28 protein-coding genes are annotated in these 26,580 nt (G+C 57.7%); 16 read left to right on the top strand and 12 right to left on the bottom strand.

The window, feature by feature from the left end; genetic code table 11:
* Positions 1 to 31: 31 nt before the first annotated feature.
* The 3 genes from LL947_RS12455 (at position 32) to LL947_RS12445 (ending at position 2,382) form a co-directional block, all read left to right on the top strand.
* The gene (locus LL947_RS12455; protein WP_290823837.1) at positions 32 to 565 is read left to right on the top strand and encodes a hypothetical protein; all 534 of its coding nucleotides are present in this window, start codon (positions 32 to 34) and stop codon (positions 563 to 565) included.
* A gap of 39 nt (positions 566 to 604) precedes the next feature.
* Complete coding sequence (locus LL947_RS12450) at positions 605 to 1,297, top strand: DUF1007 family protein (protein WP_499833381.1); 693 nt, start codon at positions 605 to 607, stop codon at positions 1,295 to 1,297.
* 77 nt (positions 1,298 to 1,374) lie between these two features.
* Positions 1,375 to 2,382, top strand: a complete 1,008-nt coding sequence (locus LL947_RS12445; RefSeq protein WP_499833380.1) for a nickel/cobalt transporter — start codon at positions 1,375 to 1,377, stop codon at positions 2,380 to 2,382.
* Here the strand turns inward: LL947_RS12445 and LL947_RS12440 are convergent.
* The gene (locus LL947_RS12440; protein WP_404414299.1) at positions 2,379 to 2,801 is read right to left on the bottom strand and encodes an HIT domain-containing protein; all 423 of its coding nucleotides are present in this window, start codon (positions 2,799 to 2,801) and stop codon (positions 2,379 to 2,381) included. The genes LL947_RS12445 and LL947_RS12440 overlap by 4 nt on opposite strands.
* Before the next feature lie 151 nt (positions 2,802 to 2,952).
* Here LL947_RS12440 and LL947_RS12435 point away from each other — a divergent pair, with 151 nt between their 5' ends.
* Positions 2,953 to 3,087: an entericidin A/B family lipoprotein gene (locus LL947_RS12435; RefSeq protein WP_290823436.1), complete on the top strand. Its 135-nt coding sequence runs from the start codon at positions 2,953 to 2,955 to the stop codon at positions 3,085 to 3,087.
* 15 nt (positions 3,088 to 3,102) lie between these two features.
* Here LL947_RS12435 and LL947_RS12430 read toward each other — a convergent pair whose 3' ends face one another.
* The 6 genes from LL947_RS12430 to LL947_RS12405 form a co-directional block, all read right to left on the bottom strand.
* Complete coding sequence (locus LL947_RS12430) at positions 3,103 to 3,630, bottom strand: acyl-CoA thioesterase (RefSeq protein ID WP_290823437.1); 528 nt, start codon at positions 3,628 to 3,630, stop codon at positions 3,103 to 3,105.
* 10 nt (positions 3,631 to 3,640) lie between these two features.
* Positions 3,641 to 4,954, bottom strand: a complete 1,314-nt coding sequence (locus LL947_RS12425; RefSeq protein WP_290823438.1) for a short-chain fatty acid transporter — start codon at positions 4,952 to 4,954, stop codon at positions 3,641 to 3,643.
* A gap of 118 nt (positions 4,955 to 5,072) precedes the next feature.
* A complete protein-coding gene (locus LL947_RS12420) occupies positions 5,073 to 6,362 on the bottom strand; it encodes an MATE family efflux transporter (protein ID WP_499834427.1) in 1,290 nt (429 codons plus the stop codon).
* Positions 6,363 to 6,470: 108 nt separating this feature from the next.
* The gene (locus LL947_RS12415) at positions 6,471 to 6,719 is read right to left on the bottom strand and encodes a YfhL family 4Fe-4S dicluster ferredoxin (RefSeq protein WP_290823439.1); all 249 of its coding nucleotides are present in this window, start codon (positions 6,717 to 6,719) and stop codon (positions 6,471 to 6,473) included.
* A gap of 81 nt (positions 6,720 to 6,800) precedes the next feature.
* Positions 6,801 to 7,280, bottom strand: coding sequence for a pantetheine-phosphate adenylyltransferase (gene coaD / locus LL947_RS12410; RefSeq protein WP_290823449.1), 480 nt, complete (start codon positions 7,278 to 7,280; stop codon positions 6,801 to 6,803).
* Positions 7,280 to 9,163: a beta-ketoacyl synthase gene (locus tag LL947_RS12405; protein ID WP_499834426.1), complete on the bottom strand. Its 1,884-nt coding sequence runs from the start codon at positions 9,161 to 9,163 to the stop codon at positions 7,280 to 7,282. The genes coaD and LL947_RS12405 overlap by 1 nt, the downstream gene beginning before the upstream one ends.
* 263 nt (positions 9,164 to 9,426) lie before the next feature.
* Here LL947_RS12405 and trmB point away from each other — a divergent pair, with 263 nt between their 5' ends.
* The 6 genes from trmB (at position 9,427) to LL947_RS12375 (ending at position 16,260) form a co-directional block, all read left to right on the top strand.
* Positions 9,427 to 10,092: a tRNA (guanine(46)-N(7))-methyltransferase TrmB gene (trmB, locus tag LL947_RS12400; protein WP_499833379.1), complete on the top strand. Its 666-nt coding sequence runs from the start codon at positions 9,427 to 9,429 to the stop codon at positions 10,090 to 10,092.
* Positions 10,089 to 10,418 carry a DMT family transporter gene (locus LL947_RS12395; protein ID WP_404414293.1) on the top strand — a complete coding sequence of 110 codons (330 nt, stop codon included), beginning with the start codon at positions 10,089 to 10,091 and terminating at the stop codon, positions 10,416 to 10,418. Before trmB ends, LL947_RS12395 begins: the two co-directional genes overlap by 4 nt.
* A 110-nt stretch (positions 10,419 to 10,528) precedes the next feature.
* Positions 10,529 to 11,959 (top strand): D-alanyl-D-alanine carboxypeptidase/D-alanyl-D-alanine endopeptidase, encoded by a 1,431-nt coding sequence (dacB, locus tag LL947_RS12390; protein ID WP_499834425.1) that lies wholly within the window; start codon positions 10,529 to 10,531, stop codon positions 11,957 to 11,959.
* Between the two features lie 57 nt (positions 11,960 to 12,016).
* Positions 12,017 to 12,388, top strand: a complete 372-nt coding sequence (locus LL947_RS12385) for a diacylglycerol kinase (protein ID WP_404414291.1) — start codon at positions 12,017 to 12,019, stop codon at positions 12,386 to 12,388.
* Between the two features lie 20 nt (positions 12,389 to 12,408).
* Positions 12,409 to 15,366 carry a bifunctional [glutamate--ammonia ligase]-adenylyl-L-tyrosine phosphorylase/[glutamate--ammonia-ligase] adenylyltransferase gene (gene glnE, locus LL947_RS12380; protein WP_499833378.1) on the top strand — a complete coding sequence of 986 codons (2,958 nt, stop codon included), beginning with the start codon at positions 12,409 to 12,411 and terminating at the stop codon, positions 15,364 to 15,366.
* Positions 15,367 to 16,260 (top strand): AEC family transporter, encoded by an 894-nt coding sequence (locus LL947_RS12375; RefSeq protein WP_404414287.1) that lies wholly within the window; start codon positions 15,367 to 15,369, stop codon positions 16,258 to 16,260.
* On the opposite strand, the gene LL947_RS12370 is transcribed toward LL947_RS12375, so the two are convergent.
* Both LL947_RS12370 and LL947_RS12365 read right to left on the bottom strand, forming a co-directional pair.
* Positions 16,245 to 17,474 (bottom strand): sensor domain-containing phosphodiesterase, encoded by a 1,230-nt coding sequence (locus LL947_RS12370; protein WP_499833377.1) that lies wholly within the window; start codon positions 17,472 to 17,474, stop codon positions 16,245 to 16,247. The two genes, LL947_RS12375 and LL947_RS12370, sit on opposite strands and share 16 nt — an antisense overlap.
* 169 nt (positions 17,475 to 17,643) lie before the next feature.
* The gene (locus LL947_RS12365) at positions 17,644 to 18,012 is read right to left on the bottom strand and encodes an NfeD family protein (protein ID WP_499833376.1); all 369 of its coding nucleotides are present in this window, start codon (positions 18,010 to 18,012) and stop codon (positions 17,644 to 17,646) included.
* A 177-nt stretch (positions 18,013 to 18,189) separates the two neighbouring features.
* On the opposite strand from LL947_RS12365, the gene LL947_RS12360 reads away from it, so the two are divergent.
* The 4 genes from LL947_RS12360 (at position 18,190) to LL947_RS12345 (ending at position 20,560) form a co-directional block, all read left to right on the top strand.
* A complete protein-coding gene (locus LL947_RS12360; RefSeq protein WP_499833375.1) occupies positions 18,190 to 18,342 on the top strand; it encodes a hypothetical protein in 153 nt (50 codons plus the stop codon).
* Between the two features lie 97 nt (positions 18,343 to 18,439).
* Entirely contained in the window at positions 18,440 to 19,717 is a 1,278-nt protein-coding gene (locus tag LL947_RS12355; RefSeq protein ID WP_290823452.1) for an MFS transporter, read from the top strand.
* 72 nt (positions 19,718 to 19,789) lie between these two features.
* Positions 19,790 to 20,302 (top strand): retropepsin-like aspartic protease family protein, encoded by a 513-nt coding sequence (locus tag LL947_RS12350; protein WP_499833374.1) that lies wholly within the window; start codon positions 19,790 to 19,792, stop codon positions 20,300 to 20,302.
* 78 nt (positions 20,303 to 20,380) lie between these two features.
* The gene (locus LL947_RS12345) at positions 20,381 to 20,560 is read left to right on the top strand and encodes a PLDc N-terminal domain-containing protein (protein WP_290821763.1); all 180 of its coding nucleotides are present in this window, start codon (positions 20,381 to 20,383) and stop codon (positions 20,558 to 20,560) included.
* Positions 20,561 to 20,633: 73 nt separating this feature from the next.
* Here LL947_RS12345 and LL947_RS12340 read toward each other — a convergent pair whose 3' ends face one another.
* Positions 20,634 to 20,768: a hypothetical protein gene (locus tag LL947_RS12340; protein WP_404414277.1), complete on the bottom strand. Its 135-nt coding sequence runs from the start codon at positions 20,766 to 20,768 to the stop codon at positions 20,634 to 20,636.
* Between the two features lie 229 nt (positions 20,769 to 20,997).
* Between LL947_RS12340 and LL947_RS12335 the strand changes: the two genes are divergently transcribed.
* Both LL947_RS12335 and LL947_RS12330 read left to right on the top strand, forming a co-directional pair.
* A complete protein-coding gene (locus LL947_RS12335; RefSeq protein ID WP_290821761.1) occupies positions 20,998 to 21,756 on the top strand; it encodes a response regulator in 759 nt (252 codons plus the stop codon).
* Between the two features lie 96 nt (positions 21,757 to 21,852).
* Entirely contained in the window at positions 21,853 to 23,388 is a 1,536-nt protein-coding gene (locus LL947_RS12330) for an ATP-binding protein (protein ID WP_499833373.1), read from the top strand.
* Here the strand turns inward: LL947_RS12330 and LL947_RS12325 are convergent.
* On the bottom strand, positions 23,351 to 24,289 hold the full coding sequence (locus LL947_RS12325) for a LysR family transcriptional regulator (RefSeq protein WP_290821759.1): 939 nt from the start codon (positions 24,287 to 24,289) through the stop codon (positions 23,351 to 23,353). The genes LL947_RS12330 and LL947_RS12325 overlap by 38 nt on opposite strands.
* Before the next feature lie 12 nt (positions 24,290 to 24,301).
* Entirely contained in the window at positions 24,302 to 26,491 is a 2,190-nt protein-coding gene (gene ppk1, locus LL947_RS12320; RefSeq protein WP_404414271.1) for a polyphosphate kinase 1, read from the bottom strand.
* Between the last annotated feature and the right edge of the window lie 89 nt (positions 26,492 to 26,580).

Below are 26,580 nucleotides of genomic sequence, written 5' to 3'. Positions count from 1 at the left end.
CCATTGCATAGCGCATGACAAGGAAGACGCCATGAAACGTATCGGATTAGTCAGTTTATTGATTGTCGCACTGTCAGGCTGTCAGACATCTCCTGACCAACAGACGCAAGCGGTATCAGTTCCTGCTATGGAATGCCGGTTTGCTCATGGGCAAGCCGATACGGTCTCCATCATGCGCAAAAGTATCAATGTCCTGGAAGAAGAAGGGTTCACTCTGCGCAGTACTGATAGCGCCCTGGGGGTTATCAGCGCCTGGCGCGAACGCCCGCTGAACAAGCAGGACGACCGCATCGACGAGCGAGGGTTTTTCAGCGGTTTAAGCGTATTTGGTGGTATCGGCTCGGGAGGAAGCAGTCGCTTCGGGCTGGGGATCGGTACTCAATTGGGCGGCGACCGTCGTGCCAATGCACTGCAAATTGAAGATGTCAGCCTTGTGGTGGACGATATGGCTGTGCAGATAACCCGCGATGTGCGCATTATTGATAGCCAGGGGCGATTGCGTGACGCTTACAATGCCAGCAATACCGCGTTCTGTGCGCCACTGCAGCAGGCGCTGATGCCTTGAAGCGCTGATGAGTAATATTTGATGCTGGACGGTTTCTGAATGACCCGACACGAGATTTTTCACAGGGGCATGATCATCAGGCGAGCCGTTCGCCTGAGCCTGCTTGTCAGCGTGCTGCTGGTGAGCTCGGTTGCCCAGGGCCATCCCCATGGCTGGATTGATCTGAGCGTCAAGGTGATCAGTGATAAGCAGGGCCGAGTGACCGCCCTTGAGCAACGTTGGCGCATGGATCCTTTCTATAGCCTGGTCGTGATGGAAGAGTTGGGTCAGGTGGAAGGCGCCAGTATGGAACAAGGGTTGGCAGAACTGGGACGCGAAATTCGCGATAATCTCGCACCCATGGGTTATTTTACCGAGATACAGCGTGATGGTAACGCGGTTGATACAGGTGACGTCAGCGAATACACCACTCGTATCGGCGACGGCCGCCTGATTTTCATGTTTCGCCTGCCGCTCGCCGAGCCCCAGCCGCTGGAAGGTTCACAACTGAGTTATCAGGTATTTGACCCGACCTATTATCTTGAAGTCGTTCACGAAGCGGATACCCAGCAGCGTATCAACGATAATGCCCTGACGTTGCAGCAGCCAATGCCGGGGTGCGCGGTGAGTGTAACGCCAGCCGACCCGGATCCCGAGATGGTGATGCGTGCCGCAATGCTGGATGTCGATGAGCAGGGCGAGCCGGGGCTGGGACGCTATTTCGCTGAAACCGGTCTGATGGATTGTCGCTAGGGCCTGTTGACGATGAGTGATCATGGCTTTCTTGTTATAATATAACGATTGTGCTGATTGACTGTCAGGAAGCTGCCATGCCGGTAATATCTCGCTATTTCCCCCTTTTCGCCGTGCTGATCGTGTGTATTGGCCTGCTTGGATACTCGCTTTCCACCGATGCTTTTCAGACGCTGAGTTACCAGCTGCTGGCCTGGCAGCGTGATCTGCATCGCTCCCTGACCCTGGCGATGACCGAGCTTGCTCAGGCGCCAACGGCCACTACCTGGGGCGTGCTACTGGGGGTGAGTTTTGGCTATGGGGTTTTTCATGCCGCCGGGCCAGGGCATGGCAAGGCGGTGTTGGCCACCTATCTTGCCTCTCACGGCGGTGCCGTCCGCCGGGCACTGGGGTTGTCGTTTGCGGCTGCCCTGTTGCAGGGGGTAACCGCGATTCTTCTGGTGGTGGTGCTGGTTTACCTGCTGGGCTGGGTGACCCGCCAGGCCATGGGCAGTGTCGCAACGGTTGAGCATGTAAGCTTTCTACTGGTGGCCACCCTGGGCGGCTGGCTATGCTGGCGCGCCGTCAGTCAATTACGGGTTGCCTATGCGCCCCGGCATACGTCATCCCCAGCGGACCATGCTCATGGGTCAGAAGGCCACCATCACTGCTGCCATGGTGCCCATCATATTGAGCCTGAGCAGGCGCTGGACAAGCGCACCGCCCTGATGACGGTATTGGCCATCGGTATTCGCCCCTGCAGCGGCGCCGTTCTGATGGTGGGCGCTGCCAGCTTGCTGGGCAATGTGCTGCTCGGCATGGCCGCCGTGCTGGCGATGTCGTTGGGTACTGGGTTGACGGTTTCCCTGCTGGCCCTGGCGACCATTGTTGCGCGCGATTGGGCCAGGCGCAGGTTGGCAGGCCAGCAACGCCAGCTGGGCCAGCGGCTGGCGGCGTGGCTGGCCTTGGCCGGGGGCAGCGTGATTGTGGTGCTCGGGTTATCACTGTTTGCCACTAGCGCCACCCAGCCAGTGGGGTCGCCACTGCTCAATGAACCGACGCGCGGTGCCAACCCACTCACCGGCCAGGCGGTCCACAGACCCTAGGCCAGATTCAATACGTCAATTTCAGCCAATAGCTGGGCCCGCACGCTGGCCTGTTGATCGGCAGTATAGGGCTCGGCGTTACCCATGCCCCAGACAGGCCCCGGCCAGGCGATATCGTTTTTATGGCGTACGATGACGTGAACATGCAGTTGGCTGACAACATTGCCCAAAGCGGCAATATTGACCTTGTCGCCCTCAAAGGCATCCTTCATGACGGCTCCCAGTGCTGATGCTTCTCGCCAGAGCTGCTGCTGGCTTTCCTCATCCAGATCAAATACTTCGCTGACCCCCGGTAGACGTGGCACCAGAATCACCCAGGTAAAGCGGGTGTCATTCATCAACAGAACGCGGCATAGCGGTAGCTCAGTCACTGGAAAGGTGTCTGCTTCAAGCCGTTCATCGAGGGCGATATCATTCATCACAGCTCCTTGGTTATCAGCACATTCGTCACAAGCATAACAGTCTCTGGCCCCAGGTCACTACAGGCTCTATGCTGAAGGGGTACGGCGCGCTTGAACGCGTGTCAGAAACAATCATTCACAATATAGAGGCTGTTCAATGCAATCATTGATGAGTAGGAAAACGTTATTCGCCAGTACCCTGGTACTCGTGTTGCTGGGTGCCTTGAGCGGCTGCAACACGGTATCCGGTGTGGGTCAGGATGTGCAGGAAGGCGGACGCGTGCTGCAGGATGCGGCTGACTAAGCCGGCGGACTTCAATCACGGTTGGGCAGCCTGATGGTTCCGGTGGGTTTGGGCTTCTTCCTGTTCGGCCTGTTTGCGTAGTTTCTTGCGCAATTCCGCTTTTTCAAAACGCAGTTTCTGCAAGGGGGTTTCCAGGGTGAGTGGAGGGACGCGAGCAGGCTTGCCCTGCGGGTCAACCGCCACCATGCTCAGATAACAGCTGTTGGTGTGGCGAATGACCTTGTGGCGGATGTCCTCGGCCACCACCTTGACGCCAATTTCCATTGAGGAGTGCCCAACGTAGTTGACGCAGGCCAGAAAAGTGACCAGCTCTCCCACATGAATAGGCTGCTTGAACAGTACCTGGTCCACGGAAAGGGTGACCACATAGTGGCCTGAATAGCGGCTGGCACAGGCGTAGGCAACCTCATCAAGCTTTTTCAGGATAGCCCCGCCATGCACCTTGCCGCTGAAGTTGGCCATATCAGGCGTCATCAGCACTGTCATTGATAGGTCGCGCTGGCCGGGAGGCTGTGCCTCCCGCGCGGATGTTTGCGTTGACATCGCAGGCTCCCTAGAACCAGACCAGGCCGGCGGAAATGATCGCCCCGGTGATAAACAGCTGAATCAGGCAGAAGCCCATGATGTCCTTGGCTTTCAGGCCCGCGATGGCAAGCACCGGCAGTGCCCAGAAGGGCTGCAGCAGATTGGTCCAGGCATCCCCCCAGGCCACCGCCATGGCAATGCGCGGAATATCGGCGCCCAGTGCCTCAGCGGCGGGCAGCATCACCGGTGCCTGCACGGCCCACTGGCCGCCACCGGAGGGGACGAAAAGATTGACAATGCCCGCGCTCAGGAACGTCCAGAAAGGCAGAGACGTCTCGGTAGCGAAGGAAACCAGCCATTCCGACATGCTGGTGGCCAGCCCGGATTGGACCATGATCGCCATGATGCCGGCGTAAAACGGAAACTGGATGACGATGCCCGCCCCGCCCTTGATGGCCTCATTCAGGCTGTTCAGCAGGCTGCGGGGCGTGCGATGCAGCACAATGGCAAGAAACAGGAAGAGGAAATTCACCACGTTGAGGTTCAGACCGCCACCGCGCAGCAGAAAGTGGTCGAGCATGAACAGAAGCCCCGGGATGCCGACCAGCCAGGCCAGGGTAACGCTGTTTTCCAGGCGTTCTGCCGGGCGGGTCAGTCTCATCGGCTGTGCATCGGTATCATCATTAAGCCGTTCGGTGTCGACATAAACGCTGTCCTTGTCATCGGGCAGCATCAAGCGGTTGACCAGCGGAATCGCGATAAACATGCACACCACGATGGCCAGGTTGAAAAAGGCAAAAATGGTTGACCCGGTGCCAATCACGCCGATCTGGTCAGCGGTAAAATGGCCGTCAGTGGCAATGGTCAAGGGTACTGACCCCGCCAGGCCGCCATGCCAGACCACAAAGCCGGAATAGGCGCTGGCCACCAGCAGGCGATAATCAACGCGGATCAGCTTGGCCAGTTCCTTGGCAAACAGCGCGCCGACGACCAGGCCAAACCCCCAGTTGATCCAGCTGGCGGCCAGCGACACATAGGTCACCAGCATGATGGCGCCACCAGGGGTCCTGGCGACGTTGGCCAGTCTTTGCAGCAAGCGCTTCACAGGCGGTGAATTGGCCAGCATGAAACCGGTGACCAGCACCAGCAACATTTGCATGGAAAAGGTCAGCAGGTTCCAGAAACCGTCACCCCACATGCGCAACACGTCCAACGGCGTCTGGCGCTCAACGGCAATGGCCGCGAAGGCAGCGATAATGGTGAGCAGCAGAACAAAGACGTAAGGGTCAGGTAGATAACGCTCCACCAGCTTGACGGCAGGTTTTGAAACAAACTTCAACATGGCGTGCTCGCTTCTCGTTATTGGACATTGGGGTCGAGGTTGTATCGCGACGTTTAATGATCATTAAGACGTTAACGTTAATCGAGGCGAGTCTGTCTTGTCCATCGTCAATCCGGGGTCAGTCGTGCCAGCGGGTCAGCCGGTAATGGCGATAGTAGCCAAGCAGTACGGCGGAGCGCACCAGGGTAAACAGGGTAAAGGCGAGCCACAGGCCGTGATTGTGCCAATCTCCAAGCTGCTGGGAAAGCCACCAGGCAGGCAGGTACACCGCCAGGCCGATAAAAATGCTGTTGCGCATTTCTACCACGGCTGTGGTACCGATAAACACACCGTCCAGCAGGTAGCTCCAGACGGCCAACAGCGGCATGACTACCATCCAGGGCAGGTAAACAGCGGCGGTTTCACGCACTTCGGGCAGGCCAGTGAGCAAGGCAATCAGGGTGTTGCCGCCCAGCGCAAACGCCAGCGAAGCGGCCAGGGCCGTCCAGAAGGAAAAACGCGCGGCGGCCTTGATCGTGGTGGCAAAAGCCACCCAGTCGCGCTTGCCAAAGGCGCGCCCGACCAGTGATTCTGCGGCGTGCGCAAAACCGTCCAAGGCATAGCTGACCAGCAGGATAAACTGTAGTAAGACCGCATTGGCTGCCAGTATGGTGTCGCCCTGGCGAGCACCCTGAGCGGTGAAAAAGGCCATGGCAAACAGCAGCCCCAGGGTGCGTACAAAAAGATGGGCATTGACATGAAATAGCGCCCGGTAAGCGCTTAAGGCGAGTAGCTGGCTTTTCAGGAAATACCCGTCAAGCTGCTTGAGTTGACGGCTGACCAGATAGATCCCCAGCAGTAGCGCCGAATAGTCGGCGAGCACACTGGCCCAGGCCACGCCGTCAGACGTCATTTCCAGCCCGACCACAAACCAGATATCCAGCACAATATTGACACTATTGGTAAGCACCAGAATCATCAGGGTGACGCGTGAATTCTGTTGGCCGAGAAACCAGCCCAGTATGGCGTAATTGGCCAGCACCGCTGGCGCTGAATAAATCCGGATCTGGGCATATTCGCGTGCCAGCGGGGTAGCGGTTGCGCTGCCATCGAGAAGCCATAGGCCCAGAGATACCAGGGGGGTGGCAAAGACAATCAGTAAAGTGCCGATAACCATCGCCAGGATAAGTGCCTGGCCCAGCAGGTTGCGCACCTCGCTGTCGCTTTCCCGGCCCACCGCCTGAGCCGTCAAGCCTGTGGTGCCCATGCGCAGAAATCCGAATCCCCAGTAAAGAAAGCTGAACAGGGTAGCCCCCAGGGTGACGGATGCCAGATAGCGGGCATCCGGCAGGTGGCCCACCACAGCGGTGTCCACCAACCCCAGCAGGGGGACCGTAATATTGGACAGGATGATTGGCCACGCCAGCATCCAGATGCGCTGGCGCGGTGGAGCGGATGAGCGGCTGGTCACGTCAGAAACAGGGTCATATCGGGTGAAAGTCAACAGCAGGTAGACGCAGTTTCATCGCTCAATGGCTCATTTATCGGTGATTTGGTGGTACTTTTCCATCAGCTCATCGTGTGTTTCGCGCTTGTCGGGATCGAGAGGAATACAGTCCACCGGGCATACCTGCTGGCATTGCGGCTCATCGTAATGACCCACGCATTCGGTACACAGGTTGGGGTCGATCACATAGATTTCCTCGCCGGGCGAGATGGCATCGTTGGGGCATTCCGGTTCGCAGACATCGCAGTTGATGCACTCATCGGTAATCATCAGGGCCATGGGGTTACCTCGCGTAAGGTTTTGCCACTGGTATGTCCAATGGCATATACCTGAGTGTTTTACTCAACAATAGACTGATGGTCAACTATTGTAGTGCCTATACAGTGCCTGTGCGACCTCTGGATGTACCATGGGTGAGACATCTCCGCCGAGTTTGGCAATCTCGCGTACGATAGTCGACGAAATATACGAGTTTTCCACTGCTGGGGTAAGAAAGACGCTTTCCAGCTCAGGGTTCTGGGCGCGGTTCATATTGGCCAGCTGAAGCTCATATTCGAAGTCTGACACCGCGCGCAACCCACGCAGGATGATGGTGGCCTTCTGCTCGTACATCATGGTGGTTAATAGCGAGGAAAAGCCGATGACTTCAACGTTATGAAGCCCTGCACACACCTGGGCAGTCAGCGACTTGCGGATCTCCAGGTCCAGCGTGGGGCGCTTGCCGGGGCTTTCGGCAACGGCGATAACGATCTTGTCGAACATCCGTGCACCGCGTTCGATCAGATCGAAGTGGCCGTTGGTAATCGGGTCGAAAGTGCCTGGATAGACGGCGATATTCATCACGATGGCGCGTCCTCTGGCGATGGGTCTTCAAAAAACGGATCTGTCAGTTGACCGAAGGGATTATCAACATTCAATGATACGGCCTGTCGATAGCCGGGTATCGCAATGTGGTCGGCATGAACCTCCAGCTCAGGCCCTTCCAGGACCTGTTCGCCAAACTGGTAGCGTGGCTGGTAAAGGCCACGGTCTGCCTGGTTTAGGTACTGGGCGGCGGTGTGGCGCACGCTGTCACGGCGAGCCTTCCAGGCGCTGACCGCTGACTTGCCATGGCGCTGGACAAGCAGTCGCTCGGTAACCTCTGGCGACAGCACCACACCGGTCGCGTTGTTGCCACCAAAGCCCTTGGCGTTGATAAAGGCCGCATCCGCCTGGAATGCCTGGCTGGCGGATGAAAAGCCCAGACGTTCGGCATACACATCATCGGCGACGGCATCCAGGGTGGGAATGCCCGGCAGAAGGCCATGGGCAAAACTGCCCAGGGCGCTGGTCAGCTGGTCACCGGCGGCAGACCCCTGTGAATGGCCGACAAACGCCTTGACGGCAACCACCGGCCACTGGGTAATGCTGTTGGCTCGGGCTATCTCATCAAAGACGTGGGATTCAGTAATGCGGTTCTTGGGTGTGCTGGTGCCGTGGGCATGCAGGTAAGTACGCTGTTGCAGCGCCTGTTCACCCAGGATACTACGCACCAGGGAGGCCGCTTTGCCCAGCGTGATGTAGTTACCGATACCCGGTGCCGAAATCGAGCGTTTATAGCCGTCCGCGTTGACAAATACCTCGGGCACCGCGCCGAGAATATCGGCGCCGGTGTCCAGCGCCAGGGTGTCATCCATCAGCATGACAAACTGGCTGGATTCCGCCATGGTAAAACCGCAATTGCGCGCGAAAGGGCGGCAGGCGCGCTGATAGTCGGCATCGCTGAGCAGGCTGATGGCATCCAGCGCCTTGAGACTCTCATCGTCGGCCAGGGCACCCATGGCGCGGAAGCCTTCGATGATTTCCGGTGTGATCGGAGCATCAGCAGTGCCCACCATGACAACCCGCCGCCGGCCAGCGCGAATATCGTCAATGCCCAGGCGCAGGTTGTACAGAAAGCTGGCGCAGGCGCCCAGCGCCGCACCTGTGCCGCCCACACTGCCCAGCACATAGGCATTGAGGAAGTCAGCGGGCATCTGGCCATAGCCCAGCGGCATCTGTTTGGAGGTGGCGCGCTGGCCGCTGACCAGGCTCTTCAGCAGCCCACCCCAGCCCTGTTCATCCAGCTGGCCAATGGAATTGCCGGCATACACCGCAATCTGATCGGGGTCCAGCTGCTGGCTCAGCTGTTCCCACTCGAAGCCACTGGCGCCCAGACAGTCGCTGGCGCTGAAAATAGTCATGGAGAGCCCGCGTGGATGATGCACGCTACGATACAGGGCGGCAGGATCAAAGCCGCTGGGCAACTGGCCAGCCGCGCGGACACGGGGCATCTGCCTGTCTGGCAGCAGCACGTTGAGATCACCTGCCGGGACGCTGACTTCGACGCGCCTGGAATCAAGCTCGCGCACCTGCCAGTAGGCAGGCAGGTGATCAGGTAGCTCGCGGCGCCTGAGTTCGACGCGCAAGGGTGCATCCAATGTCATCGATGCACGCCGATTGGCCGGCATTCCTGGTGCATTGAAGCGCGGGTCTTCGTTGCGGCGTATCAAGGTGTGGCGCAGCACAGCGTCGCGCAGTTCAGCATCTGGCAACGGCGTGCCGTCGGCTGATGTATCAAGACGCATCAAGGCTGCCAGGCTCTGCAGCGTCTGACGTTGCTGATCGGCAGGCAGTGCATCAAGTACGGTGCGGCGAAAGGCCTGATGGCCCGAGGTTCTGCCGGCGGGATTGATGCCGCCCATGCCGACAATCACCGGTAAGTGTGACAATCCGGGTTCCTCGTGGTGCGGTAGTTGTTTAGACGTCATGAAGAACGTCATTAAAAACATTGTTAAGATGTGACCCGTTTATGCCATCAGACACAGCATCTTATCAGTGTCTGTTGTATAACCTTGGTCATTGACTGGCTTATGATCATAGCACCGGGCATGCAATGGCGTCATGCTGGAACCCCGCCAGACGGGTATAATCTTCCTTTTTTTATCAATTCAGGGGCAGAATCGCCATGCAGTACGCTTCCCGCGCGGTGATTTCCAATCAGACAGGGCCGCATGAAGACGTGGGTCGCAGGGTGGCGCGAGCGCTTGAGCATCCGCTGCGTAAGCCCTTGGCAGATCATAACCGGCGAGCGTTCGAGCAGGCCGACCAGTGGCTGCAGTCTCAGGCTGCGCCGCTGATACTGGATGCCGGTTGTGGGGTGGGGCTGTCTACCCGGCGGTTGGCGCAACGCTTTCCAGAGCATGCCGTTATCGGGGTGGACCGCAGTGCGGACCGGCTCGGGCGTGACCATGGGGCCGTGCCGGATAACGCCTGCCTGGTACGCGCGGATCTGGTCGATTTCTGGCGACTGGCGCTTGATGCAGGTTGGGCACCACAACGCCACTTTCTGCTGTACCCTAACCCTTATCCCAAGGCGGCTCATTTGAAAATGCGCTGGCACGGCCACCCGGTACTGCCCGCCCTGCTCGCCCTGGGCGGGCACCTGGATCTGCGCTCCAACTGGTCGATATACGTGCAAGAATTTGCCCAGGCGGTGGCGCAGGTGACCGGCCAGTCGGCCGATATCGCTTGCCATGATCCGCATGACGACTACCTCACGCCCTTTGAGGCGAAGTACGCCCGCAGTGGCCAGACCCTGTGGAGACTCACCGTTGCATTGGAATCGCGATGACCTTTATCTATCTTGTATTGGCCGTGGTGGCTGAAGTGGTGGCGACCAGTGCGCTGAAAGCCTCGGATGGTTTTACCCGGCTGTGGCCCAGTCTTCTGGTCGTATTCGGCTATGGGCTGGCATTTTATCTGTTGGGGCTGGCGCTGCGGGTGCTCCCTGTCGGGATGGCCTATGCGATCTGGGCAGGTCTGGGTATTGTGCTGGTGACCCTTGTCGGTATGGTGGTATTTGGTGAGCGTCCGGACCTGCCGGGTGTGCTGGGACTTGGGTTGATTGTTTCCGGCGTTGTCGTGCTGCAGGTGTTTTCAAAGATGAGCGTGCACTGAGTCAATCCACCGACGACCGTTATAGGGCAGGCGTTACTATGAAGACGCACAGGTTCGCCAAGCAGCACACCACAGACAAGCCATTTTTCAGCCGCTGGCGGGCCCTGGGTATGGGTGGCGCCCTGGTGGCCATGAGCGCAATGCTGATTAGCCCCTTGGCGCTGGCAGATTTTTCACGCCTTGCCCAGTTGCAGCAGAAAGGCTTTGTCATCAGCGCTGAAGCACGTCTGATCGATGCGCCCAAAGCCACCCTTGGGCAGATCAATCCACAGGCGTTACGCTCGCCGGCATCGGTCACCAAGGCGTACCTGGCGGCCGCGGCGCTAAGCCGTTTTGGCCCTCAGCACCGTTTTACCACTCGCCTGGCAAGTCTGGCTGAGCTGGATGACAATGGCGTACTCTCGGGGGACCTCATCTTTGACGGAGGTGGCGACCCGGGCCTGACCAGTGAAGACCTTTGGCGTCTGGTTCAACGCCTGCAGCAGGCGGGTGTGCGTGAGGTGCGTGGTGCCCTGGTAGTCAACCAGTGGCGGTTTGGGCCGGTACAATGCCTGACCACTGATCGCTGTGAGGCTCGCACCCGGGTTGATAACAGCTATAGCGCGCCCCTGTCATCGGCAGGCGTCAACTTTGGTAACTGGTGTGTGAATGTGGCCCCTGCCAGCCGCTCAGGGCAAGCGGCCCGAATCACTCACTGCGATGGCCCGTCTTCCCTGGTGCGGGTCGATAATCGCGTCATCACAAAACCGGATAACAGTGGCACCGAGCTAAGCGTGGAGCGTGTAACAGACGCCAATGGCGATCTGATGCGCATCAGCGGGCAGATCTCGACCAACGCCAGGGCGCGGGATATCTATCGTGGTGCCAGTGACAGTGCCGCCCAAACCGCACAGACCCTACATGCCATGCTCACTCGGGCGGGTATCGCCATGACAGATGCGCCCCGGGTCAGTGCGGAACGCCTGCCACAATGGACACAAACGCTCGCCGTCGTGGAGGGCAAGCCGCTTCAGGAACTGCTGCTGCGGACCATGAATTATTCCAACAACTATATGGCCGATGTGCTGGCGCTGACCCTGGTGGAGACGCCGCGGGCTGAGTTGCATCAGGCAGGGCAGGCATTGGAAGGCTTTGCCAGGGGCCTGCCGGGCCATGGCTCGGCGACCTTTGAAAGCGGCAGTGGCTTGACCACCGGCAACCGCACCAGTGCCCACGGCGTCAATGTGATGCTGGAATCGATGTTTCATGAAACAGCCCTTTTTCCCAGTTTTGTCGCCGCTTTCCAGTCGCCGGTGAACGGTGTCATGCGCTTTATCCGGCGTGGTCCGCAAACGTTCCAGAACAATGTCATGATCAAGACCGGCACCCTGAACCAGCCGTTTGCCGTCCGCGCCGCTGCCGGTTATTTCCGCACGGCCTCTGGGCGCTGGGGGGTGTTCAGTGTGCTGGTCAATGGTAATGCCCGCACGCCCTATTTAAGCTGGTCGGATGTGCTGGCGCCGTTGTCTCAGGATCTGGATGCCATGATTCTGACGCACTGATGCCGATCAAGCGGTCACTGAAAAAACCAAACCCGTCAGGAGACGCAAGGAAACGCCATGAAACCCAGTCAAACAGGCCTGAAGCACCTGGTGCACTCGACCCGCTATTCGCTCAAGGGGTTGCGGGCGGCGTTTCGCCATGAAGCCGCGTTTCGCCAGGAAGTGGTGCTGAGCGTCGTATTACTGCCTCTGGCCTGGTGGATTGCCGATGACCCGATTAGCTGGCTGATGCTGATGGGCTCCTGTCTGTTGGTCCTGATCACTGAGTTGCTTAACAGTGCGGTGGAAAGCGTGGTGGACCGGATTGGCCCGGAAAAGCACGAGCTTTCCGGGCGGGCCAAGGATATCGGCTCGGCAGCCGTGATGCTGGCGCTGTTGCTGGCCGGGCTGTGTTGGGGGCTGCTGGCCTGGCAGAAATTTTTCGGGTAAGTCGACCTGAGGAGAAATACATGCAACTGGATGATCATTGTCTAGCGATTGATACACTGCCAACGCCTTTACAGTCGCCAGCTGAACAGGCGCGTACGCGACTGAACGAAGCCCTTGCCCAGGCTGACAACATTGCCTCGATGACAGGGCAGGAGCCGCCGTCGGAAAACTGGGCAGGGCTATCCAGGCAACGTTGGGCTGCGCTTTTGCGGGTCATCAGCATTTCAACGTTTGCGCTGGATACCCTGGCGCGGACACCTGACGTGCTGTTTGAGCTGGATACGGCAGGCGAGCTGGATGCCACGCCGGCGCGTGATCTTCAGGTCAGCTGGCTGACAGAGCGCCTCGATGAAGCCGAAGACGAAGCGACCATGCACAGTGTCATCCGGCGATTTCGCCGCGCCCGTATGCTGGGTATTGTGTGGCGGGATCTGAATCGTCCTGCAGGTTACACCATGTGGGATACCGCTGCGGCAGTGACGACCCTGGCGGAGATTTGCCTGGAGGCCGCGCTTGGCTGGCTGGAAACCTTTCTGGCGCCTCGCTGGGGGTATCCCGCTTTGCGCGCGGATGGCAGCGAACAGCGGCTGGTCGTTCTGGGCATGGGAAAGTTGGGCGCCGGTGAGCTTAACCTGTCCTCGGATATCGACCTGATTTTTGCGTTCCCTGAAAACGGTGAGACCCGGGGCGGGCGCAAATCACTGGAACATCAGGAATATTTTACCAAGCTGGGGCAGAAGCTGATTGCCGCACTGGATGCGGTCACAGCGGATGGTTTTGCTTTTCGCGTCGATATGCGCCTGCGCCCGCTGGGCGATGGTGGCCCCCTGGTGGGCAGTTTTGCAGCGCTTTCCGCCTACTATCAGGATCAGGGGCGCGAATGGGAGCGTTATGCCATGCTCAAGGCCCGCCCGGTAGCCGGTGAGCGGGATGCCGGGGACGAGCTGCTGGCCAGCCTGCGGCCTTTTGTCTACCGCAAGTATCTGGATTTTGGCGCGATTGAATCGCTGCGCGAACTCAAGGCAATGATCAACCGGGAGGTCAAGCGCAAGGGCATTGAAGGCAACATCAAGTTAGGCCCCGGCGGTATCCGTGAGGTCGAGTTTGTGGTTCAGGCCTTTCAACTGATCCGCGGCGGGCGTGATACCGAGCTGCAGGTCACCTCACTACATCGAGCGCTCAAGCGCCTGCCGGATCTGGGCCTGTTGCCCCAGCCGGTGGTGGACGAACTACTGCCGGACTACGCTTTCCTGCGTGACCTTGAGCACATCCTTCAGGGCCTGGAAGACCGCCAGACCCAGCGCCTGCCGGATAATGACCTTGACCGTGAGCGGGTTGCCCTGGCGCTGGAGATGGAGGACTGGCCAGCCGTGATGGCACGTCTGGATGAGACCCGCGCCCGGGTGCGCCGCCATTTTGACGCCGTGATTGCCGACCCGGAAGATGACATTGAAGATGCCCATGATAGCCAGGCCCAGGCGCTTGAACAGTGGCGCCTGCTGTGGCGCGGTGAGCTGGACCAAGACGTCGCCGAGGCCAAACTGTCGGAGGCGGGCTTTAGTCAACCGGCGGATGCGCTGAAACGGCTGCATCAGTTGTATCATTCCCGTCAGGTGCAGAATATGCAGCGGATCGGTTTTGAGCGCCTGGATGCCCTGATGCCGTTATTGCTGGATGCACTGGCGCAAAGTGACCGCCCAGACACCGCCTTGCCGCGCGTTCAGCCCCTGCTGGAAGCGGTGTTACGGCGCACCGCCTACCTGGCGTTGTTACGAGAAAATCCCCATGCACTGGAACACTTGATGCACCTGTGCTCCGCCAGCCCCTGGATCGCCGAGCACCTGGCACGCTACCCGATTCTGCTTGATGAATTGCTGAACCCGGAATCGCTCTACACACCCGCAGACAAGACGCGTCTGGCCGATGAGTTGCGCCAGACGCTCAACCGTATTCCCGAAGACGATGAGGAAGCCTTGCTGGAGGCGCTGCGGGTGTTCAAACATGCCCAGACGCTTCATGTGGCAGCGTCGGATATCGCGGGCACCCGCCATCTGATGAAGGTCAGTGACTACCTGACCTATATTGCCGAAGTCATACTGAATGCTGTCCTGGCCATGGCCTGGAAGCACCTGACGCGCAAGCACGGTACCCCTGAGGGGATGCAGCGGGAAGTGCCGGACTTTCTGATTGTCGGCTACGGCAAGCTGGGCGGAATCGAGCTTGGCTACAGCTCTGATCTGGATCTGGTGTTCCTGCACGACAGTGACGGCAAGGGCGCGACAGATGGTCCACGACCGATTGATACACCCGTGTTTTTCACGCGTCTGGGGCAGCGGGTCATCCATCTGCTGACGGCGGTGACGCCAGCAGGCAGCCTGTATGAAGTGGACATGCGTCTGCGCCCATCCGGCAACGCCGGGCTGCTGGTGACTTCTCTGGACGCCTTTGCTGATTACCAGCGCGACAACGCCTGGACCTGGGAACATCAGGCGCTGGTGCGCGCGCGGGTGGTGGCAGGCAATGAGCAGTTGGCCGCCAAGTTCAACGCGCTACGCGGCGACATCCTCGCTCAGCCTCGCGACCGGGAGGCGCTGTGCGCTGATGTGGTCAAGATGCGTCACAAGATGCGTGATCACCTGGCCAGCAAGAAAGCCGATACCTTCAACCTCAAGCAGGATGCCGGTGGCATGGTGGATATCGAATTTATCTGCCAATACGCCGTCCTGGCGTTTGCCCATGAGGTCCCCGCCTTGCTGGCCCATAGCGACAATATCCGTATTCTGGAAACCCTGGAAGAAAGTGACTACTTACCCCGTCAGCAAGCGGTGCAGCTGCGAGAGGCCTACCTGGCTTACCGGAGTACCACGCATCGCGCCGCCCTGACGGGAGAAAAAGCCGTACTTGACGCTAACGCGTTCAGCGAGGAGCGGGCAACCGTCAGGCAGTTATGGATCCACTTCATGGGCGAGGAAGACTAAGTGCTCAATCATATTCTGGCGACCCTGCTGCCGGTATTTCTGATAGCGGGATGCGGCGCTGCTTATGGACGTTTCCGGACGCCGGATATCCGTAGCCTCAATACCCTCAATATGGAGCTTTTTGTACCACTGCTGGTATTTGCCGTGCTGGCTGACCGCCAGGCACCGCTGGCGGATTATGCCTGGCTTGCCCTGGCCGCCGCCTGCGTGGTGCTGGGCTCCGGCCTGGTGCTGTGGCCGCTGGTCAAATGGTTGAAGCTGGATGTGAAGACGTTCCTGCCACCAATGATGTTCAACAACTCCGGCAACATGGGCGTACCGCTGATTGTGCTGGCCTTTGGGGAACAGGCGCTACCGGCTGCCGTCGTGGTCTTCATTGTTGAAATGCTGCTGCATTTTTCGGTCGGGCTTTACATGCTGGACCCAAGAACCCCGCTGTGGCGTCTGCTGAAAATGCCGATAGTGTTTGCCAGTCTGCTCGGGCTCGGGGTCAACATGGGGGGTGTGCCGCTACCGGGCTGGTTGCTGGAAGCCATGCATATGCTGGGGGGAGTGTGTATTCCGCTTATGCTGTTTGCCCTCGGGGTTCGCCTGCTGGAAATTGATTTCAGCGACTGGCGCACCGGCATGCTGGGGGCGCTGCTTTGTCCGCTTTCCGGGCTGGTCATTGCCCTGCCCTTGATGTGGTTATTACCGCTTGAGCCGTTACAACTGGCCGTTTTGCTGGTATTTGCAGCCTTACCGCCTGCTGTATTGAATTATCTGGTTGCCGAACAGTACAAGCTGTCGCCGCATCATGTCGCGTCTCTGGTGCTGATTGGCAATCTGGGTAGCCTGATCGTCATGCCGTTGACTCTCGCGGCTGCCTTTGCATGGTTCTACGCGCCGCTATAAAGCAAGGGGCCGGGTTTTCCCAGCAGGTAGCCTTGCACCTTCTGGACGCCAATATGTTTTAAGGTGTCGAGTTCTTGCTGGGTTTCCACGCCTTCAGCAATCAAGCGGCTGCGTGTTTTGGAAGCAAACCCGACCAGGGCGGCAGCCAGGGCCTGATTCTCTGGGCGTGAGTCAATGTCGCGAGTCAGGGACTTATCCAGTTTGATGATGTCAGGAGCCAGCTCGAGAATGTGACGAAAGCTGGCATACCCGGCACCCGCATCATCAATGGCTACGCGTAACCCCTGTGCGCGAAGGTCACTCAGCGCCTGACACAGGCTGGTATAGTCGTCAACAACGTCATGTTCGGTTACCTCAAGCATCAGGCGATCCAGCGGATAGGGGGCTAATACCTCACGTAGACGGTCAGATAGGATGGTGCTCGGTGAAGCATTGAGAGACAGGTAGGTGGAATCCGGCAAACAGGGGAAGTGCTCAAGGGCATGCTGTATGGCGGTTACTTCGAGAGTTTCCTGCAGGCCGACCCTGGCAGCTTCTTTGAACCACTTGTCGGGGGAGCGTTGAGGGGTGGTGTTAAATCGTGTGAGCGCTTCATATCCGGCAATACGTTGATTGAGCAGGTCATGCATCGGCTGAAAAACACAGGATAGAAGCCCGTGCTCCAACACATGGTTGATGCGCGATGTGAGTTCCCTGTTTTCCTGGCGCTGTTTGTCCTGATGGGCCAGCTGATCGGCGGCAAACTCGGCAAATACATGCATCATGGCCAGGTCACGACTGTTCAGCGTGGCGTCAGGTTGACGGTCGAAACAGCATAAGGTCCCGTAGATGCTGTCATCCGGCATACGGATGGGCACACTGAGATGAGCCCCTATGGGTAAACGTTGCGTGGCTTCAAGGCGTAAAGCTTCAGGTACCTGTTGTGCATTATGGATCAGCTCAGGCAAGCGCCCGTCAATCACGCGTTGGCAATAACTGTCTTCGCAGGGGCCGTTGTCACCGGCATTGACAGGCAAGTCGTCATCGGCCTTGTCGACCAGTTCCAGCGAGCGTTGATTACCCTCAATTCTGGAAATGAAAGCGACCTCCAAATTAAGGTGCTTGCGGATTGCTTGGAGTGTTTTTTGTAGGGATACCTCAGTGGAAGACGTGGATTCCCTCACTTCTCCCAGTGACATACTCAACAAGGGGGCCTGGCCGAGGGGATTGTTCAATGCTCACCTCATAATGGACGTTACCAATCTACCGCCATGTATACTCATACGTAGCTAGCTATTCATACCATAATGACTTTTTGCAGTGAAGTGTTGCCAGGCTTGCGTCGTTTGGATGCTTTCAAAGCCCGCAGGTCAAACGCGCTTATCAGGCATCATGCTGGGTAGACTACGAAGATTTGTCTGAGTTGTGGCGGTCGCCGCTTTTGACTTCATAGTGGCCTTCCAGGGTGTGTTGGGAGGTCTTCTCCTGACTTTGTGCACTGCCGCTGCCGATATCCTGAGCCTGTTGGGCGCGTATTTCGTCCATGCGTTTATTCATCTTGCGGCGTAAAAACGGCATCATGGCCCAGCCGACCAGCATGAAAACTAGCCCGAGCAGTACGGCAACCAGCATGAGTGCGCCTACCGCCAGCCAGATGAAAAACAGCTTGATGGAACCGAGCAGGCCAGTGGGGCGCGTTTGAGCGGCCCGTGCCCGCCATTGATTGGCGGCCTGCCAGGCGGCGTTGCGTTGCTCGCGGTCATTGTGTGGCATTGATGTCTCCAGATTAGCCATTTGCCCCATTGGAACATCAATTGAGGCGCAAGTTCACCTTGTGTCACGCGGCTGTTGTTTAGGTCGATCTTGTATATGATGGTGTTGGATGCTGATCGCTGGTTTGTCGCGATAAACGTGCGGGCCGCATGACACAAGTAACCGCCTGGGAGATTGATGATGCGACAGCTGCGACGAGGCGCAACCCGCCGAACACAACCCTCTGGCGCTTTTGATCGCTGGTTGAACCTTGCGGTCAGTGTTGCCGTAGGGGTGGCACTGCTGGTGGGCCTGATAGCGGTGCTGGCGCATCTGTTGCTGACGCCTTGACATGACTGCTGACTCTATGATCCCTGACCCCGATGCTGGAAGCCTGCCGACACAGGGCCGTCCCCTGGCCTCCCGGCGTGAAATCCTTGGCTGGGCAATGTTCGACTTTGCCAATCAGGCCTTCACCCTGCTGATCATTACCGTGGTCTTTGGTGAGCTGTTCACGACCGTCATTGTCGGTGATCGCGGCGATAACTTTCGCTTTGCCAACTTGCTCTGGAGCCTGGCGCTGGCAGTGAGTTTTCTGCTGGTTGTACTAACGGCTCCCCTGTGCGGCGCGATAATGGATTATCGCGCCGAGAAGAAGCGCTTCCTGTTTGCCAGTTACCTGGCCACAGTGGTGGCCACGGCGCTGCTTTTCTTTGTGGAACCTGGCTATGTATGGCTGGGTATGGTGCTGATAATTGTGTCCAATTACGCCTATTCCATGGGAGAGTCCTTTATTGCCGCCTTTTTGCCAGCGCTTGGGCCGCCGGAATTTCTGGGTAAGATTTCCGGTTTTGGCTGGGCACTGGGCTACATCGGAGGCCTGTGCGCGGCAGGCTTCACCCTGCTGGTGCTGGGCGAGGCCAGCGCTGAAAACTTTGAGCGGATTCGCTGGGTGGGCCCTTTTGCTGCAGGTTTTTTCCTGCTTGCCGCTATTCCAACCTTTGTGTGGTTGAAAGAACGCGGACTGCCACAGCCGGTGGTGTCTAACTATCACCAGATTGCCTGGCGGCGGGTGACCACTACCCTGCATGAACTCCATCGTTTTCAGGATCTCAGCCGATTCCTTGTTTCCTTGCTGTTTTCCATGGCTGGGGTCTACATCATTATTGCTTTTGCGTTTATCTACGGCGCCCAGGTGATTGGTTGGGACGAAAGTGTCCGTAATATCATGTTCATTATCGTTCAGGTAACCGCGGCCGTCGGCGCAATGGGGTTGGGTTGGGTACAGGATCGCATCGGCGCCAAGCGCACTTACCAGCTGACCTTGCTGTTGTGGGTGTCGGCAGTGATTGCTATCTGGGCGACTCCACAGGTCACGGCCCTGGTTAACCATCTGTTCGGGTGGCAATGGCAGGCACAATATGTCTTTCTGGTAGTCGGGTCCCTGGCAGGTTTGAGCCTGGGGTCCAGCCAATCAGCCAGCCGTGCCCTGGTGGGGGTGTTTTCACCGCTTTCCAAATCGGCAGAGTTTTTTGGCTTCTGGGGGCTGGCCAACAAGCTGGCGGGTGTGTTCGGCATCTTGATGCTGGGCGGCTTGCAGGCCGTTGTAGGGTTACAGGGGGCTATTCTGCTGTGTGCGCTGCTGTTTGTGCTCGCCATGGTGATATGTATCAGTGTGAATGAGCCGCGTGGCCGTGAAGCGGCACAGCAATGGCAAGGTCATTAGGGTCTGTTGACGTTGAATTGCGCGCGTATTTGCAAGTGGCGGAAAACCCCGAGCGGCCAGGAGAAACAGTGAATGCGATGGCGTGAGTATGGCACTAGTCTGATAATGATGCTGTTGTTCTGGGTGCTGCTCATGGCGGTAGGCACCTGGTGGGTGCACGGCGGCTGGCAAGCCATGCTGCACCCTAATACGCATATTCTGGACACCGCTGAGCCAGGCAAGCCGCTGACGCTGAAACGCAACCGCGCTGGCCACTTTGAAGCCCCTGGTTTCATTAATGGACACGCAGTCACCTTTTTACTGGATACCGGGGCAACCTACGTGGCTGTGCCCGCACATCTGGCGGATGAACTGGAGCTCGAGCCTGGGCGTAGTACCTGGTTCCACACGGCCAATGGTCGCGTGGAAGGGGCCTTGACGCATCTTGATGAAGTGCGCCTGGGAGGGATTCACATGGCGGATGTGCAAGGCTCGATAAGCCCGGAAAGCGAGCAGGACATCGTGCTGCTGGGCATGAGCTTTCTTGGCTTGCTGAACATCCAGATACAGCGGGGGGAAATGACACTCTACCGTCCGGATGAGTAGCAGGTGATAGCTACAAACACGTTGAGACAGACGAATCGAGCTCATATTTTTAGGTTGGACAAAAAAGAGGGATGAACAATGGGTATTGAAATAGGCGGGCTCTTGGGCCTGATCTGGTTGATTATTCTGATCTGGGCCATTATCAAGGTGGCCAAAAGTGAATCAGGTGGCATATCCAAATTGCTATGGATCCTGATTCTTCTATTTTTCCCGCTGGTGGGGCTTATTGCCTGGTTGCTGCTGGGACCTAAGGGTTAGCCAGCCTCAGCCTGATTGAAAAAGAGGCTTTCGTCAGAGGGACCTTTATGGTTACCTTCTGCATCCTGAGCGCTTAACCGTTATTTTCCTCTTTTACCGGCATTCTGTAATGTCCGGGAACCTTCAGACGCTCGCCGTTCGGTAAGTCATAAATCTGAGTGGGGACATAGACACGTTTGATGATGCTTTTCGGTTTGCTGTCAGGCATTGTCGGTGTCTCCTCGCAGGTTGACATTTCTTGACATAACTACCTTAGTCGCCTGTTGCACGTGTTTCAAGTCCACCTATGAGGGCTGAAATGCACAAAAATATTCGTTTCAAGTGGATTAAAGCAGGCGTAATAGGCTTTTTGAGGTATCCTGATATATTGTAAATATATATTTCTTGGGCGGGCTTCCCAAGGAGCGCAAACGTATGAAGTGGAGCATAACCTAAAAATGGTCGATGATTTAGAAAAGCAATTTGCAGCATTAGGGAATGAGGAGCCTGCGGCACCTGATTTTCCCGACCAGGATCATGTGCTGATTATTGAAGATGATAAGCGCCTTGCCGATTTGACCCGCGAATATCTGGAAGCGAACGGTTTTCAGGTGTCACTCGAAGCCGATGGTTCCAAAGGGGTGGACCGTATTCTGACACTCCAGCCGGATCTGGTGCTTCTGGATCTGATGTTGCCCGGTGAGGATGGCTTATCGATATGTCGGCGTGTGAGGCCCAATTTCTCTGGCCCGATCATGATGATGACAGCACGTACCGATGATATGGATCAAGTGCTTGGCCTGGAAATGGGCGCTGACGACTACGTCTCCAAACCGGTCCAGCCACGGGTGCTGCTGGCCAGGATGCGTGCCCTGTTGCGTCGGGCTGACCAACCATCATCCAGCGGCGAAATGCGGCTGCGTTTTGAAAATCTTGAAATCGACAACGCCACCCGCGAGGCCTGGCTGTCGGGAGACCGCATTGACCTGACCAGCGCAGAGTTTGACCTGCTATGGTTGCTCGCCAGCAATGCTGGCCACGTCCTGACGCGCGAGGAAATTTTTACCCAGCTGCGCGGTATTAAATATGATGGCCAGGATCGTTCGATCGATGTGCGCGTGTCACGCATCCGCCCAAAGATTGGTGACGACCCACACCAGCCCCACCGCATCAAGACCGTGCGCAGCAAAGGCTATCTGTTTGTAAAAGATAGCTAGGGGCAGGTTGAGTGGATTATGCACAGGATTAAGCAACGTGGGTCCTTTTTACGCTTCTATATCCTTTTAGGGCTGACGTTGCTGGTAATTTTCTTGATGGCAATGCTGGGACGTATTGTCATCGAGAGAGTTGGCCACGACGATTACCGGGCGCAGTTGGCGCATTTTCCCATGGCAGTACTGATGGCTGAACTTGCGCCGCTGTCAGTGGCTGAACGTGAACGGCGTCTACCGTCGCTGAGCCAGCGGCTTGGGCCTGGGGTCGCGCTTGATCTGGTACCGGTGGCAGACGCCAGCCTGACTTTTCTTGAACAGCAGCGTCTGGATCGCGGCGCCATACTGGTTGACGCTGCTCCCTGGCGGCTCCGCCAACGTCTGGATAATTCTCCCTGGTTGCTCAGCCTGACGCTGGATGAGTGGCAAGAGCAGCATTGGCAGTCGACAGTGGCACTCGCTGCTGAAGGGCTGGCAGGCTTGAGTGGCGCGCGCCGTGCCGAACGTCTTGAGGCGTTGAGCAGCACGCGCTGGACGCTGGAGCTGATTGACCGGCTACCGTCAGCCCTTTCCGTCCAGCAGCAGCAAGCCTTGGTCAGCGGTCAGGTGGTCACGCGTCTTGCCGGAGAGCGGCTCGACATTACTCTGTTAACCTCCCTTTCAGATACTTCTCCGCTGAGGCCCCCATGGCTGGAAGCCGAGCTTGTCGTCGATGAAGAGCCTTTGCCCTTACATCTGTATCTGATGCTTCTATTAAGCGTCATGATGATTCTTACCCTGGTGATCTATCAGATCATGCGCAATATCGAATCGCGAATGGTGCGGCTGGAACTGGCCGCCACGCGAATTGCCAGTGGTCGTCTGGAGACGCGTGTCAAGGTACACAAGGGGGACTTTCTCGGACGCCTGGGTATGGCATTCAACGTCATGGCAAGTCAGGTGCAGACCCTTTTGCGTGGCCAGCAGGAAATGATTCGTGCGGTTTCCCATGAACTTCGCACGCCCATTGCACGCATACGTTTTGCCGTACAGATGGTAGAGGACATGAATGACAAGCCGGTTGTTCAGCGTCAGCTGCAGGGTATCGACGCCGATATTGCCGAACTTGACAAGCTGGTAGATGAGATTCTTACCTATGCACGCCTGGACGGTGATACCGTCAATGCGACCGCGATGGAAACGTCACTGGTGGACTGTCGCGCCATGGTGGAACGCGTGTTGGATACTCTGGCGCCACTGCACGAGACCATGACGCTGACTCTGTTGCCCGGTCAGGATGCTGAGCTGAGTGCTGAGCCGCGCTATTTACAGCGAGCATTACAGAACCTGGTCAGCAATGCTTGTCGGCATGGGTGTACTCGGGTCGAGGTGCGAATCTGGAACGAATCACACCTGGTGCGCATTGATGTAGAAGACGATGGCCCCGGGGTGCCGGATGATTCGCGCACAGAGATTTTCAAGCCCTTTACCCGCCTTGACGACAGTCGCGCGAGAAGTTCGGGTGGCTATGGCCTGGGGCTGTCGATTGTTCAGAAAATCATTATCAGACATGGCGGGAGTATTACCGCGGATACCAGCCCGAACCTGGGAGGCGCGCGGTTTACGCTGTTGATTCCACGTCGCGATTCGCTGGCTTGATCCCGGTAAGTACGGCAAAGGAAGTGGCGCGCGCGGTATCCAGAAAATCCTCCATCCAGGGCATTTCCAGGCTTTCTTCGCGAATGGCCGCATACAGGGTGTTCCACACGCCCTGTTCGCCCAGCTTGACGGCCACGACATAATCGCGCTGCAGATACTCGGTCAACGCCCAGTTGGGAAGCGCACAAACGCCGCGTCCACTGGCCACCAGCTGCATCATCATCAGGGTAAGTTCCGCGGTACGAATCTCTTTGGGGCGTACATTGGCCGGGGTCAGAAAATGGCTGAACACATCCAGACGAGTGTGCTCAACCGGATAGGTGATCAGGGTTTCATCGGCCAGTTGCCCCGGCGTGACAAAGCGCTGCTGTGCAAATGTGTGCTGGCGGGCAACGGCCAGGAGGCCTTCATAGCGAAACAGCGGCGCATAGTGAACACCCTCCAACGGTTGTGGGTCGGCGGTGATCACCAGATCAAGCTGTTCACGGGCCAAAGCGGGTAACGGGTCAAAATGGTGGCCGCCGGGAATATCAATTTCCACCTCAGGCCAATGGTCTCGAAAATGATCCACCGTGGGCATCAGCCACTGAAAACAGCTGTGGCATTCGATGGCCATGTGCAGACGCCCCTGTTCCGCGCCCGCCATTTTGGCGATATCCCGCTCGGCACGACGCACTTCCGGCAGGATACTGTCGGCCAGATGGAGCAGCCGCAGGCCTGCCCGCGTAAACTCTACGGGCCGGGTCTTGCGTATAAAAAGTGCCGCTTCCAGGCGGTTTTCCAGGTCTTTTAACTGATGGGATAGGGCCGACTGGGTCAGATGCACCCGCTCGGCTGCTTCTACCAGAGAGCCTGTTTCACGCAAGGCCAGCAAGGTGCGTAGGTGGCGTAGTTCGATCATACGGTCAGCTTATCAGCTTTTCGACGCATAGGCGTATAGCAAGGTCTCCTGTGCACTGATGGGTGCACCCTCGCCATGGCCCTGAAGCTGGTAACTGCCGTCCGGTTGCAGAAGCCAGCTCTGGCAGTTATCCACCAGATAGGTTTCCAGATCCTTGCGTACCCGGGTGGCCAGTTTCTTATCCAGCAGTGGGAAGCAGGTCTCCACCCGATGAAACATGTTGCGCGCCATAAAATCAGCGCTGGAACACCAGGTCTCCGGCTTACCATCGTTATGGAAATGGAATACCCGGGTATGTTCCAGAAAACGGCCAATGATCGAACGCACGCGAATATTCTCGGAGACCCCTTCAATACCCGGTTTGAGACAGCACATGCCGCGGATGATCAGGTCACACTCAACCCCTGCCTGTGAGGCGCGATAAAGGGCCTTGATCAGCTTTGGCTCAGTCAATGAGTTACATTTGATGATGATATGGGCGCGTTTGCCCTTGCGGGCACTCTGGGCTTCACGATCAATCATCTCGCACAGCCGCTCATGCAGGGTAAAGGGTGCATGTAGCAGGGTATCAATGCGTCTTGCCCGGCCCATGCCGGAGAGCTGCTGAAACACCCGGTGAACGTCGGCACACAGGGCCTCGTTAGCGGTCAGCAGGCTATAGTCGGTGTAAAGCTTGGCTGTCTTGGAATGGTAGTTGCCGGTGCCCAGATGCGCATAGTGACGCAGCGCGCCTTTTTCACGCCGCACGATATGCATCATCTTGGCATGGGTCTTGTAGGCCATGACCCCATAGATGACGATGGCCCCGGCTTCCTGCAGGCGCGAGGCAAGCTGCAGGTTGTCAGCTTCATCAAAGCGCGCGCGCAGTTCAATGACCACGGTCACTTCCTTACCCTGGCTTGCTGCATCCACCAGGGCACTGACAATCGGAGACTCTGCCCCCGTGCGGTAAAGTGTCTGCTTGATCGCCAGCACATCCGGGTCGCGGGCTGCTTCGCTGAGCAGATCTTCGATGGGGGTGAATGACTGGAACGGATGATGAAGCAGAATATCGCTCTTACGGATGGCGTTAAACAGACTGCCACTTTTGAGTGTCTTGGGAACGCCGGGCGTATAGGGGCGGTAAAGCAGCTCTGGCCGGTCAACGTCGCCCAGCACGGCCATCATGCGGGTCAAATTGACCGGGCCTTCTACCCGGTAGAGATCTTCCTGTTCCAGGTTGAACTGGCGCAGCAGGAAGTTGATCAGGTCTTCCGGGCAGTTATCCGCCACTTCCAGGCGCACACCGCTGCCATAGCGGCGGGCGAGCAGCTCTCCGCGCAGCGCAGAGGCCAGGTCGGACACTTCTTCCGGGTCGACGGTCATATCCGCGTTGCGGGTCAGGCGGAACTGGTAGCAGCCACGTACCTGCATGCCGGGGAACAGTTCTTCGGCGTGGGCGTGAATCATCGAGGACAGAAAGACATATTCCGAATAGCCTTCTTCACACAGCTCTTTGGGCAAGGCCATCAGGCGCGGCAGCGAGCGCGGCGCAGGCAGAATGGCCATGCCCCCGGCGCGGCCAAAGGCGTCCTTGCCTTCAAGCTCAACAATAAAGTTCAGGCTTTTGTTGACCAGACGTGGGAAGGGGTGAGACGGGTCCAACCCGATAGGGCTGATGACCGGCATGATTTCATTGTTGAACATTGCCCGCACCCATTCTTTCTGGGCCTGGGTCCACTGGCTGCGGCGCCGAAATCTCAGGCCCTGGGCCTCAAGGGCCGGCAAGAGGGTATCGTTGAGAATCTTGTACTGACGGGCGATCTGCTCGTGGGCAATCTGTGAAATCTCGCTCAACACGGCTTTGGGCAGGCGGCCATCGGCCCCTGTGGTGTCATCACCCAGGGCGATCTGATGCTTCAGGCCGGCTACCCGGATCTCGAAGAACTCATCCATATTGGATGAGAAAATCAGCAGGAACATCAAGCGGTTCAGCAGCGGGTGTGCATCATCCAGGGCTTGCTCAAGCACACGGATATTGAACTGCAAGTGAGAAAGCTCACGGTTGAAATACAGCTGAGGATCATCCAGATCGGTTTCCAGCTGGCTGTCCCTGGCCTGTACACCGGTTGTCGTGCGATTTACACGCAAGGTAGGGGTGTCTTGTTCTCCAGCCATGGATTCGGTTCCTGTCTGCGGTTGTTGTCCACCGGTGGTATCCATCACTGCTCCTGATTCTTCAAATTGACCATTCTGCATTTCAGTATGGACGATATAAATGACAAATGGGTGTCACCCAAGGGTCATCTGGT

Source organism: Halomonas sp. BLK-85 (assembly GCF_044792155.1).
In the GTDB taxonomy this organism is placed as follows: domain Bacteria; phylum Pseudomonadota; class Gammaproteobacteria; order Pseudomonadales; family Halomonadaceae; genus Vreelandella.
Note: the sequence above shows the minus strand (reverse complement) of the source record. Positions and strands in the feature narration are given on the sequence as shown.

What these genes read in the sequence shown, in the direction of transcription:
- ppk1 (WP_404414271.1), bottom strand. Translation starts at nt 26,491, where the DNA reads ATGGATACCACCGGTGGACAACAACCGCAGACAGGAACCGAATCCATG.
- LL947_RS12455 (WP_290823837.1), top strand. Translation starts at nt 32, where the DNA reads ATGAAACGTATCGGATTAGTCAGTTTATTGATTGTCGCACTGTCAGGC.
- LL947_RS12340 (WP_404414277.1), bottom strand. Translation starts at nt 20,768, where the DNA reads ATGCCTGACAGCAAACCGAAAAGCATCATCAAACGTGTCTATGTCCCC.
- LL947_RS12345 (WP_290821763.1), top strand. Translation starts at nt 20,381, where the DNA reads ATGGGTATTGAAATAGGCGGGCTCTTGGGCCTGATCTGGTTGATTATT.
- LL947_RS12445 (WP_499833380.1), top strand. Translation starts at nt 1,375, where the DNA reads ATGCCGGTAATATCTCGCTATTTCCCCCTTTTCGCCGTGCTGATCGTG.
- LL947_RS12430 (WP_290823437.1), bottom strand. Translation starts at nt 3,630, where the DNA reads ATGTCAACGCAAACATCCGCGCGGGAGGCACAGCCTCCCGGCCAGCGC.
- LL947_RS12405 (WP_499834426.1), bottom strand. Translation starts at nt 9,163, where the DNA reads ATGGGCGGCATCAATCCCGCCGGCAGAACCTCGGGCCATCAGGCCTTT.
- LL947_RS12365 (WP_499833376.1), bottom strand. Translation starts at nt 18,012, where the DNA reads ATGCCACACAATGACCGCGAGCAACGCAACGCCGCCTGGCAGGCCGCC.
- LL947_RS12435 (WP_290823436.1), top strand. Translation starts at nt 2,953, where the DNA reads ATGAGTAGGAAAACGTTATTCGCCAGTACCCTGGTACTCGTGTTGCTG.
- LL947_RS12360 (WP_499833375.1), top strand. Translation starts at nt 18,190, where the DNA reads ATGATGCGACAGCTGCGACGAGGCGCAACCCGCCGAACACAACCCTCT.
- coaD (WP_290823449.1), bottom strand. Translation starts at nt 7,280, where the DNA reads ATGAATATCGCCGTCTATCCAGGCACTTTCGACCCGATTACCAACGGC.
- LL947_RS12335 (WP_290821761.1), top strand. Translation starts at nt 20,998, where the DNA reads ATGGTCGATGATTTAGAAAAGCAATTTGCAGCATTAGGGAATGAGGAG.
- LL947_RS12395 (WP_404414293.1), top strand. Translation starts at nt 10,089, where the DNA reads ATGACCTTTATCTATCTTGTATTGGCCGTGGTGGCTGAAGTGGTGGCG.
- LL947_RS12355 (WP_290823452.1), top strand. Translation starts at nt 18,440, where the DNA reads ATGTTCGACTTTGCCAATCAGGCCTTCACCCTGCTGATCATTACCGTG.
- LL947_RS12420 (WP_499834427.1), bottom strand. Translation starts at nt 6,362, where the DNA reads ATGCTGGCGTGGCCAATCATCCTGTCCAATATTACGGTCCCCCTGCTG.
- LL947_RS12440 (WP_404414299.1), bottom strand. Translation starts at nt 2,801, where the DNA reads ATGAATGATATCGCCCTCGATGAACGGCTTGAAGCAGACACCTTTCCA.
- LL947_RS12425 (WP_290823438.1), bottom strand. Translation starts at nt 4,954, where the DNA reads ATGTTGAAGTTTGTTTCAAAACCTGCCGTCAAGCTGGTGGAGCGTTAT.
- dacB (WP_499834425.1), top strand. Translation starts at nt 10,529, where the DNA reads ATGGGTGGCGCCCTGGTGGCCATGAGCGCAATGCTGATTAGCCCCTTG.
- LL947_RS12330 (WP_499833373.1), top strand. Translation starts at nt 21,853, where the DNA reads ATGGCAATGCTGGGACGTATTGTCATCGAGAGAGTTGGCCACGACGAT.
- LL947_RS12350 (WP_499833374.1), top strand. Translation starts at nt 19,790, where the DNA reads ATGCGATGGCGTGAGTATGGCACTAGTCTGATAATGATGCTGTTGTTC.
- glnE (WP_499833378.1), top strand. Translation starts at nt 12,409, where the DNA reads ATGCAACTGGATGATCATTGTCTAGCGATTGATACACTGCCAACGCCT.
- LL947_RS12385 (WP_404414291.1), top strand. Translation starts at nt 12,017, where the DNA reads ATGAAACCCAGTCAAACAGGCCTGAAGCACCTGGTGCACTCGACCCGC.
- LL947_RS12415 (WP_290823439.1), bottom strand. Translation starts at nt 6,719, where the DNA reads ATGGCCCTGATGATTACCGATGAGTGCATCAACTGCGATGTCTGCGAA.
- LL947_RS12450 (WP_499833381.1), top strand. Translation starts at nt 605, where the DNA reads ATGACCCGACACGAGATTTTTCACAGGGGCATGATCATCAGGCGAGCC.
- LL947_RS12325 (WP_290821759.1), bottom strand. Translation starts at nt 24,289, where the DNA reads ATGATCGAACTACGCCACCTACGCACCTTGCTGGCCTTGCGTGAAACA.
- trmB (WP_499833379.1), top strand. Translation starts at nt 9,427, where the DNA reads ATGCAGTACGCTTCCCGCGCGGTGATTTCCAATCAGACAGGGCCGCAT.